Source organism: Streptomyces sp. AMJ-169, from assembly GCF_055597585.1.
Genome location: NZ_JBVLTJ010000004.1, coordinates 350,083 through 360,960 on the forward strand (window position 1 = coordinate 350,083; position 10,878 = coordinate 360,960).

At 76.5% G+C, this 10,878-nt stretch carries 1 protein-coding gene; it reads right to left on the reverse strand.

What is annotated here, in order from left to right:
* Nucleotides 1-47 precede the first annotated feature (47 nt).
* A complete protein-coding gene (locus tag ACYUD3_RS12320; RefSeq protein WP_470967997.1) occupies nucleotides 48-10,877 on the reverse strand; it encodes a type I polyketide synthase in 10,830 nt (3,609 codons plus the stop codon).
* Between the last annotated feature and the right edge of the window lies 1 nt (nucleotide 10,878).

Sequence of the window (10,878 nt, forward strand, 5' to 3'; positions counted from 1 at the left end):
TTCTCCGATGAGCCGCTTCGGTACGTACAGGGGCAGAGGGGGGCCGGTCAGGTGAGGTCGCCGAACTCGCTGTCGATGAAGGCGAGGAGTTCGTCGGCACTGGCGTCGCCGAGCTCGGTGCGCGGGCCGTCGTCCGGGGCGGCCGTGGTGAGCCGGGTGAGGATGCGGCGCAGCCGTTCGGCGGTCTCGGCGTGGGCCGGGTCGCCGGGGGCGAGCGCCTCGGCGGCCGTCTCCAGCCGGTCGAGGTCGCGCCGCAGCCGCTCGGCCGGGTCCGCCCCGGCGGGCAGCAGCAGCCGCAGCAGGTGTTCGGCGAGCGCGGCCGGGGAGGGGTGGTCGAAGACCAGGGTGGCGGGGACGGTGAGGCCGGTGGCCGCCGTGAGCCGGTTGCGCAGTTCGACGGCGGTCAGCGAGTCGAACCCCTGGTCCTTGAAGGCCTGTTCGGGGTCGACGGCTGTGGCGTGGGCGTGGCCGAGGACCTGGGCGGTGCGTTCGACGACGAGCGCCAGCATCCGCGCGGGGCGCTCCTCCTCGGGCAGCGCGGCCAGGGTCTCCTTGAGGTCCCCGGTGTCGGCGACCGCCCGGCTCGCGGCCCGGCGCTGGGGCTGGCCGAGGAGTCCGGTGAGCAGGGCGGGCGCGGGCTGCTCGCGGTGGCGGGCGCGCAGCGCGGGCAGGTCGAACGGCGCGGCGGTGACCGCCGGTTCGCGGCCGGCGAGGGCGGCGTCGAACAGGGCGAGGCCCTGCGCGGTGGTCAGCGGCCGGGTGCCGGTGCGGCGCAGCCGCTCCAGGTCCCGTTCGCCGAGCGCCGCCGTCATCCCGCTGGCCTCCTCCCACAGCCCCCACGCGATCGCCACGGCGGGCCTGCCCTCGCCCGCGCGTTCGGCGGCGAGGGCGTCCAGTGCCGCGTTGGCGGCGCAGTAGTTGGCCTGTCCGGCGGCGCCGAAGGTCGCGGACGCGGAGGAGAACAGGGCGAAGAACGCCAGGTCCGCGTCGGCGGTCAGGTCGTGCAGGTGGCGGGCGCCGTACGCCTTGGCGTGCAGGACGGCGGCGGTCCGCTCGGGGGTGAGCGCGGTCAGGACGCCGTCGTCGGTGACGCCCGCGCAGTGCACGATCCCGCTCAGCCCGTCGATGCCGGCGAGCAGGCCGGCCACGGCGTCCCGGTCGCCCGTGTCGCAGGCGGCGATCCGCGCCTCGGCGCCTGCCTCGGCCAGTTCGGCGAGCAGTTCCGGGGCGCCTTGGGCGGCGGCGCCGGAGCGGGAGGTGAGCACGAGCCGTCGTACGCCGTGTTCCCGGACGAGGTGGCGGGCGATGTGGGCGCCGAGGGTGCCGGTGCCGCCGGTGACCAGGACGGTGTCGGTGGGGGCGGGCAGGGTCAGGACGGCCTTGCCGACCAGGCGGGCCTGGGCGACGGCCCGGAAGGCGTCCGGGGCCCGGCGGACGTCCCAGGCGGTGACCGGCGGCGGGGTCAGCTCACCGGCCGTGAACAGGGGGTGCAGTGCGGCGAAGATCTCCCGGATGCGGTCGGGCCCGGCGTCCCCGAGGTCGAAGTGCCGGTACACGACCCCCGCGTGCGCGGCGGCCACCTGCGCCGGGTCCCGCAGATCGGTCTTCCCGATCTCCACGAACCGCCCACCGCGCGGCAGGAGTTGGAGGGTGGCGTCGGTGAACTCACCGGCGAGGCAGTTGAGGACGACGTCCATGCCGGCGCCGCCGGTGGTGTCGAGGAAGGCGTCGCGGAAGGCGAGTGTGCGGGAGTCGGCGATGTGGTCGTCGTCGAGCCCGGCCGCGCGCAGGGCGTCCCACTTCCCGCGTGACGCGGTCGCGAACACCTCGGCGCCCAGGTGCCGGGCCAGCTGCACGGCGGCCGTGCCGACCCCGCCCGCCCCGGCGTGGATCAGCACCCGCTGCCCGGCCGCCAACCGCCCCAGATCCACCAGCCCGTAGAACGCGGTGAGGTGGACGACGGGCACGGCGGCGGCCTGCGCGTGGCTCCAGCCGGCCGGCACCGGGGTCAGCAGCCGCTCGTCGGTGACCGCCTCGGGGGCGAAAGCGGCGTCCAGCATCCCGGTCACCCGGTCACCGGCCCTGAAGCGGGTCGCGCCGGGACCGGTCTCCACGACCACTCCGGCGCCCTCGATACCGAGTTCGGCGGCGCCCGGATACATGTCGAGGGCGATGAGGGTGTCCCGGAAGTTGACCCCGGCGGCCCGGACCGCGATCCGCACCTCACCGGCGGCGAGCTCACGCGGCGCGGCGGGCACCAGCCCGAGGTCGCCGATCGAGCCGCGCCGGACGCAGTCGAGGCGCCACGGCCCGTCCGGCTCCGCCAGCGGGGAGACCGGCGCGACCCGCTCCAGCCGGCGCCCGTACAACCGCCCCTGGCGCACCGCCAGATCGGGTTCACCGGCCGCCAGCAGCGCGGCGGCCGGCAGCTCCCCGCCGACCTGCCCGTCCGTGTCGACCAGCACGATCCGCCCGGGGTGCTCGGCCTGCGCCGCCCGTACCAGGCCGGCGGCGGCCGCGTGCGCCGCCGAGAGGGCGGCGGGCACGGCCTCCGTCAGCAGCCCGGCGGCCGGGACACCCGCCGCCCGCCGGGTCACGAACAGCAGCGGCACCTCGGCGGCCCGCTCGTTCACCAGCCACCCCTGAAGCAGTTCCAGGACCCGCCCGGTGACGGAATCCAGCTCCCCGTCGGGGCAGTCGGCGACGACGGCGTCCGAGACGACGACCGCGTCCCCGGCCCCCGACCAGTCCCCGATGTCCAGCGTCTCGGCCGGCGGCAGCTCCCCGGACACCGTCAGCTCGCTCCACCCGACCCGGTACAGCGTCTCCTGGTCGGCGGCGGACAGCCGCTCGGCGCTCGTCTCCCGCAGCACCAGCCCGCGCACGCTCACCACGGGCGCGCCCGCCGCGTCCACGGCGCTCAGCGACACCGTCCCGTCGGAATCCCGGCCGATCCGGGCCCGTACGGCGTCGGCGCCGGCCGCGTGCACCCGCACCCCCGTCCAGGCGAAGGGCAGCCGGGGCGCGTCCCCCGGCGGCAGGTCGACGCCGAGGGCGTGCAGGACGGCGTCCAGCAGCGCCGGGTGCAGGGCGAACCGGGCGGCGGCGGGCCGCTCGTCCTCGGGCAGCTCGGCCTCGGCCCACAGGGTGCCGTCCGCGCCCCGCAGGACCGCGCGCAGCCCCTGGAAGACGGGCCCGTAGTCGAAACCGGTGTCGGTCAAGCCTGCGTAGAAGCCGTCCAGGGACACCGGATCGGCCTCGCCCGCAGGCCAGTCGAACCCGTCCGCGACGCTGTCCCCCGCCGGGGCGAGGAAGCCTTCGGCGTGCCGGGTCCAGGGCGCCTGGTCGTCGTCGGAGACCGTGCGGGAGTACACGGCGACCGCGCGCCGCCCGCTCCCGTCCGCCTCGGCCACGGTGAGCTGGAGGTCGGCGACCGCGTCCCGGGCCAGGGCCAGCGGGGTGGCCAGGGTCAGTTCGGCCAGCTCCGGGCAGCCGAGCCGGTCACCGGCCCAGCAGACCAGGTCGACGAAGCCGGTGCCGGGCAGCAGGGCCGTGCCGAGGACGCCGTGGTCGGCGATCCAGGGGTGCGTGGCCTGCGAGATCCGCCCGGTGGCGATGACCTCGCCGCCCCCGGCCGACGCGATCCAGGTCCGCAGCAGCGGATGCCCGGCGGCCCCGACCCCGGCCGCCTCCAGCGCCCCGGCGGACACCCCGGCACCCTCGGGCCAGTAGCGGCGGTGCTGGAAGGCGTACGTCGGCAGCGGCACCCGCCGGGCGCCCGTGCCGTCGTACACCGCGCCCCAGTCGACGCGCACGCCGTGGACGTACGCCTCCCCCAGCGCGCCCAGCAGAGCCTGTGCCTCCGGCCGGTTCCGGCGCAGCGCGGCCACCGCCGCCAGCGCGGGCGCGGTCTCCTGGACCGTCGCCAGCAGGGAGCCGTCGGGGCCGAGTTCGAGGACCGTGGCGATGTCCTGCGCCTGGACCGTACGGACACCGTCGGCGAATCGCACGGCGGCGCGGATGTGCTTCAACCAGTAGGCAGAGGTGGCCAGTTCAGCACCCGCGAGTTCGCCCGTGACGTTGGAGACGACCGGGATCGCCGGTTCCTCGTACGCCACCTCGGCCAGCACCCGGCCGAACTCCTCCAGCATCGGCTCCATCAAGCCCGAGTGGAACGCGTGACTGACCCTGAGCTGCTTGACCCGGCGGCCCTTCGCCGCGAAACCGTCCGCCATCTCTTTCACGGCGATCTCTTCGCCGGAAAGCACCAGCGCGCGAGGGCCGTTGACCGCAGCCAGCCACACGCCCTCGGTCTCCGTCAGCTCGCTCTCCTCCGCCTCCACGGCCCACATCGCGCCGCCGGACGGCAGTTCCTGCATCAGGCGCCCGCGAGCGGCGACCACCCGGCAGGCGTCCGCCAGGGACCACACCCCGGCGACGTGCGCGGCCACCAACTCGCCCAGGGAATGCCCGAACACCACATCCGGTGTCACCCCCCACGACTCCAGCAACCGGTAGAGAGCCACCTCGACCGCGAACAGCGCGGGCTGCGCGAGACCCGTCTCCGCCAGCTCCTCCGCAGAGCCTTCGAAAACAGCTTCCTTCAGGGACAGTTCGCCAAAACCGGCACACACTTCATCGAAAGCGGCGGCGAACACCTCATACGCCTCATACAACTCCCGCCCCATACCGACCCGTTGCGACCCCTGCCCCGAGAACACCACCGCGAGCCCGCCGTCCGGGACGGTGGTGGGGGCGTCGGTGGAGGTGGCCAGGGTGTCGAGGGCGGTGCGCAGGGTGTCGGTGTCGGTGGCGAGGAGTGCGGCGCGGTGGTCGAGGGCGGCGCGGTGGACGGCGAGGGTCAGGCCGAGGTCGGGCAGGGCCGAGTCTTGCGTGAGGGTGTCCCGCAGCCGTGCGGCCTGGGCGCGCAGGGCGGGTGCGCTGCGGGCGGACAGCAGGACGGGGACGGCCGGCAGGGTGCGCGTGGGCTTGGGCTGCGGGGCGGGTTCGGGGGCCTGTTCGAGGACGACGTGGGCGTTGGTGCCGCTGACGCCGAACGCGGAGACGGCGGCGCGGCGCGGGCGTCCGGTGGCCGGCCAGTCCACGGCTTCCGTGAGCAGTTCGACGGCGCCGGAGGTCCAGTCGACCTGCCGGCTGGGCTCGTCGACGTGCAGGGTCTTGGGGAGGACGCCTCGGCGCAGGGCGAGGACGGTCTTGATGACCCCGGCGACGCCCGCGGTGGCCTGGGTGTGGCCGATGTTGGACTTCAACGAGCCCAGGTACAGCGGGTGTTCGCGGTCCTGGCCGTAGGTCGCGAGCAGTGCCTGGGCCTCGATGGGGTCGCCGAGGCGGGTGCCGGTGCCGTGCGCCTCGACGGCGTCGACCTCGCCGGCGGTGAGCCCGGCGTTCGCGAGGGCGTCGCGGATGACGCGCTGCTGGGCGGGGCCGCTCGGCGCGGTCAGGCCGTTGGAGGCGCCGTCCTGGTTGATCGCGGAGCCCCGGACGAGCGCGAGGACCTCGTGGCCACCCCGGCGGGCGTCGGAGAGGCGTTCCACGAGCAGGACGCCGACGCCCTCGCCCCAGCCGGTGCCGTCGGCGGCGTCGGCGAAGGACTTGCAGCGGCCGTCGGCGGCGAGTCCGCCCTGGCGGGTGAAGGACTCGAAGGCGGTGGTGGTGGCCATGACGGCGGCGCCGCCGACGAGCGCCAGGTCGCACTCGCCGGCGCCGAGGGCGCGGGCCGCGCTGTGCAGGGCGACCAGGGAGGAGGAGCAGGCGGTGTCGAAGGTGACCGCCGGGCCCTCCAGGCCGAGGGTGTAGGAGATCCGGCCGGAGGCGACGCTGCCCACGGCGCCGGTGAGGGCGTAGTCCTTGCCTTCCTCGGTGGTGAGGGCGAGCGTGGCGTAGTCGAAGTTGCCCGCGCCGACGTAGACGCCGGTGCGCGAGCCGCGCAGGGCGGTCGGGGCGATGCCGGCGTTCTCCAGGGCCTCCCAGGAGACTTCGAGGAGCAGGCGTTGCTGGGGGTCCATGGAGAGGGCCTCGCGCGGGGAGATGCCGAAGAATCCGGCGTCGAAGCCGGCGAGCGCGGGCAGGAAGCCGCCCCGGTCGGTGGCGACGTCGAGCCCTGCGGCCCAGCCCCGGTCGGTGGGGAAGCCGCTGGTGCCGTCGCGGCCTTCGGCGAGCAACTGCCACAGGTCCTCGGGGCTTTCGACGCCGCCGGGGAAGCGGCAGGCCATGCCGACGATCGCGATGGGGTCGTCGGTCTCTGCGCCGGCCGGGTCCTGGTGGGTGGCGGGGGTCTCGGGGGCGGGCGGGGCGGTGTGCAGCCGGGTGCGGAGTTCGGCGGCGACGGCGGCGGGGGTGGGGTGGTCGTAGACGAGGGTGCTGGGGAGGGTCAGGCCGGTCGCGGCCATGAGCCGGTTGCGCAGGTCGACGGCGGTGACGGAGTCGAGGCCGAGGTCGCGGAAGGCGCCGGTCGCGGTGACCGCCTCCGGGTCGGGGTGGCCGAGGGCCGCTGCGGCGGCGGTGCGGACCAGGCGCAGGAGGTGGCGGTCGCGTTCGCGGTCGGTGAGGGGGGCCAGCCGGGCGGCGAGCGCGGGGCCTTCGGCCGGGGCCGGGTCGGTCTCGGGCGCGGTGGCCTCGGGGAGGTCGTCGAGGAGGGGGCGGTGGCGGGCGGCGCGGTAACTGGCGGCGAACACCGGCCAGTCCGTGGCGGTGACGGTGAGGGTGGTCTCGCCGGCGCCGACGGCGTCGAAGAGCGCGGTGAGGGCGGTGTCGGGGTCGATGCCGCGCAGGCCGATCCGGTCGAAGGCGCGCTGGATGGCGGCGTCGACCATGCCGCCGCCGGCCCAGCTGCCCCAGGCGACGGAGGTCGCGGCGGCGCCCCGGGCGCGGCGCCGGGCGGCGAGGGCGTCGAGGTGGGCGTTGGCGGCGGCGTACGCGGCCTGGTGGGCGCCGCCCCAGACCGCGGCGCCGGAGGAGAACAGGACGAACGCGTCCAGGTCGAGGTGGGCGGTCAGTTCGTCGAGGTTGCGGGCGCCGTCGGCCTTGCCCGCGGCGGCCTGGGCGAGGCCGGCGGGGGTGAGCTCGTCGAGCGGGCAAAAACCGCTGGTCCCGGCGGTGTGCACGACGGCGGTCGGGGGGTGTGCGGCGATGACGGCGGCGAGCGCGTCCCGGTCCCCGGCGTCGCAGGCGACGACGGTGACCTCGGCCCCCAAGGCCCTTATCTCGTCGGCGAGTTCGGCCGCTCCGGGCGCCTCGGGGCCGCGCCTGCCGGTGAGAACGAGGTGCTGTGCGCCGTCGCTCGCGAGCTTGCGGGCGACCCGGGCGCCGAGGGCTCCGGTGCCGCCGGTGACCAGGACGGTGCCGCGCGGGGTCCAGGGGGCGGCTTCGGGCCGGGGGGCGTGGACGAGGCGCCGGACCAGCGGGCCGGGTGCGCGCAGCGCCCATTCCTGTTCGTCGCCGGGGGCGGCGAGCACGGCGGCGAGGGCGGCGGCGGTGCGGGGGTCGAGGGCGTCCGGGGCGGCGGGCAGGTCGATGAGCCCGCCCCATCCGCTCGTCCACTCCAGTCCGGCGACCCGGCCGAGGCCCCATACCTGCGCCTGCTCGGGGACGGCTCCTTCGGCGTCGGTGGCGACCGCGCCCCGGGTGAGGGTCCACAGGGGGCCGCCGGTGCCGAGGGCGCGCAGCGCCTGGACGGCGGTGAGGGTGGCGGCGGCGCCGGCCGGGATCGCGGGGTGTACGGGGTGGGGGCGGGTGTCGAGGGCGAGCAGGGAGACGGTGCCGGCGGCGTCGGCGCAGGGCGCGAACAGGGCGGCGTCCGCGTCCTGGGACACGGTGATGCGGTGGACGGCGGTGGCGCCGTGCGCGGTGAGGGCGGCGGCGGTCCAGTCGGCCTCGGCGGCGGCTCCTTCGGGTTCGAGGAGTACCCAGGTGCCGTTGAGCGGGCCTGCGGCGGGCGTCGCGGGTTTCCAGATCACGCGGTGGCGCAGGGCGTCGGCGGCGGCGCGGTCGCGGGTGCGGGCGCGCCATGCGGCGAGGGCGCGGACGGTGGCGTCGAGGTGGTCGTCGGGGGTGAGGCCGAGGCGGCGGGCGACGGCGTCGGTGTCGCTGTCGTCGACCGCGTTCCACAGTTGCGCGGTGGCCGGGTCGGCGGCGGCCGGGGCGGGGCGGTCGAGCCAGTGGCGGGTGCGCCGGTAGGCGGGGGCGGGCAGTTCGGTGCGGCGGGCGCCGGTGCCGGCGAGGAGCGCGGTGAAGTCGACGGGGGCGCCGTGGGCGTGGGCTTCGGCGAGGGCTTCGGTGAAGCGGCGGGGGCCGTCGGTGTCGCGGCGCAGGGTGGCGGTGACGGCGGCGGGGCCGGTGTGGGTGTCCAGGGTGTCCTGGACGGCGTGGGTGAGCACCGGGTGCGGGCTGGCCTCGATGAAGAGGGTGTGTCCGTCGGCGAGGAGGGCGCGGGTGGCTTCCTCGAAGCGGACGGTGTGGCGCAGGTTGCGGTACCAGTAGCGGGCGTCGAGGAGGGTGGCGTCGGCGCGGCCCGGGGTGACGGTGGAGTAGAAGGGGACCGTGGCGGGGCGGGGGGCGATCGGGGCGAGGAGGGTGTGCAGTTCGTCCTCGACGGCCTGGACGCGCGCGGTGTGGGAGGCGTAGTCGATGGCGACCCGGCGGGCGCGGACGCCGTCGCGCTCGCAGGCGGCGAGGAGTTCACCGAGGGCGTCGTCGTCGCCGGCGACGACGGTCACGGCGGGCCCGTTGAAGGCGGCGACGTCGATCCGGTCCGCCCAGGGGGCCAGCAGGGCGCGGACGGCGTCGCCGCCCTGCGGGACGGAGACCATGCCGCCGTGCCCGGACAGCTTGGTGAGGACGCGGGAGCGCAGGGCGGCGACCCGGGCGCCGTCCTCCAGGGTGAGGGCCCCGGCGACGACGGCCGCGGCGATCTCGCCCTGGGAGTGGCCGACGACGGCGTCGGGCGTGACCCCGCACGCGGCCCACAGCGCGGCGAGGGAGACCATGACCGCCCACAGGACGGGCTGTACGACGTCCGAGCGCATCAGGAAGTCGCCCTGTCCGCGCAGGACTTCGGTCAGTGACCAGTCGACGAACTCCGACAGAGCCGTCTCGCACTCGGCCATGCGGGCGGCGAACACGGGCGAGGAGTCGAGGAGGTCGACGGCCATGCCGGCCCACTGCGAGCCCTGTCCGGGGAAGACGAGGACGACGCGGGCGGCTTCGGCGGGCGCGGTGCCCTGGACGACGCCGGCGGGCAGGGTGCCGTCCGCGAACTGGTCCAGCAGCGGGGTGAGGGCGGCGAGGTCGGGGGCGAGGGCGACGGCGCGGTGCGGGAGGCGGGCGCGGGCGGTGGCGAGGGACCAGGAGAGGTCGGCGGGTTCGGGAGTGGACCCGCTCTCCGCGAGGTGCCGGCGCAGGGCGCGGGCCTGGTCCGGCAGGGCGGCCGGGGTGCGGGCGCTGAGCGGGAACGGCAGCAGGGGCGCGGCGCTGAAGACGGGGGTCTCGGGGGCGTCCGGAGCAGCGGGGACGGTGGTGTCCGCCGGTGCCTGCTCGACGATGACGTGCGCGTTGGTGCCGCTGATGCCGAAGGAGGAGACGCCCGCGCGGCGCGGCCGGTCCGGCTCCTGCGGCCAGGGCTGGGCCTCGGTCAGCAGCCGGATCGCGCCGGAGGTCCAGTCGGCCTCGGCGGTCGGCTCGTCGGCGTGCAGGGTGCGCGGCAGGACGCCTTCGCGCAGCGCGAGGACGGTCTTGATGACCCCGGCGACGCCGGCGGCGGCCTGGGTGTGCCCGATGTTGGACTTCAGCGAACCGAGGTACAGCGGGCGCTCCCGCCGGGGCCCGTACACGGCGTGCAGCGCCTCGGCCTCGATGGGGTCGCCGAGCCGGGTCCCGGTGCCGTGCGCCTCGACGGTGTCGATGTCGGCGGGCTTGAGCCCCGCGTCGGCGAGGGCGGCGCGCAGGACGCGTTCCTGGGCGGGCCCGTTGGGGGCGGTGAGGCCGTTGGAGGCGCCGTCCTGGTTGACGGCCGTGCCGCGCACGACGGCCAGCACCTGGTGTCCGTTGCGGCGGGCGTCGCTGAGCCGTTCGACGAGGATGAGGGCGGCGCCCTCGGCCCAGCCGGTGCCGTCGGCGCCCGCGCCGAACGCCTTGCAGCGGCCGTCGGCGGCGAGTCCGCCCTGGCGCTGGAAGCTGAGGAAGGTGCCCGGCGTGGACAGCACGCAGACCCCGCCGACCAGGGCCAGGGAGCAGTCGCCGCGGCGCAGGGACTGGGCGGCGAGGTGCAGGGCGACGAGGGAGGAGGAGCAGGCGGTGTCGACGGTGACGGCCGGGCCCTCGAAGTCGAAGGTGTAGGCGATGCGGCCGGAGGCGACACTCGCCGTGGTGCCGGTCAGGACGTGCCCGCCGGTGTCGCCCTCCGCCTCGTCGAGGCGGGGGCCGTAGTCCTGGGCGACGAGTCCGGTGAAGACGCCGGTGCGCCGGGCGTCCGCCGAGCGCGGGTCGATGCCGGCGTGGTCGAAGGCCTCCCAGGCGGTCTCCAGCAGCAGCCGCTGCTGGGGGTCCATGGCGGCGGCCTCGCGCGGGGAGATGCCGAAGAAGCCGGGGTCGAAGGAGGCGATGTCGGGCAGGAAGCCGCCCGGGTAGGAGACGTCCCAGCCGCGCGCGGCCGGTACCGGGCCGATGGCGTCGCGGCCGTCGGCGAGCAGCCGCCACAGCGCGCGCGGCGAGTCGGCGCCGCCGGGCAGCCGGCAGGAGAGGCCGACGATCGCGAGGGGTTCGCGGGTGTCCTCCTCCAGCCGGTGCAGCCGTCCGCGCGTCTCGTGCAGTTCGGCGGTGACGCGCTTGAGGTAGTCGACCAACCTCTCGGCTTCTGACATG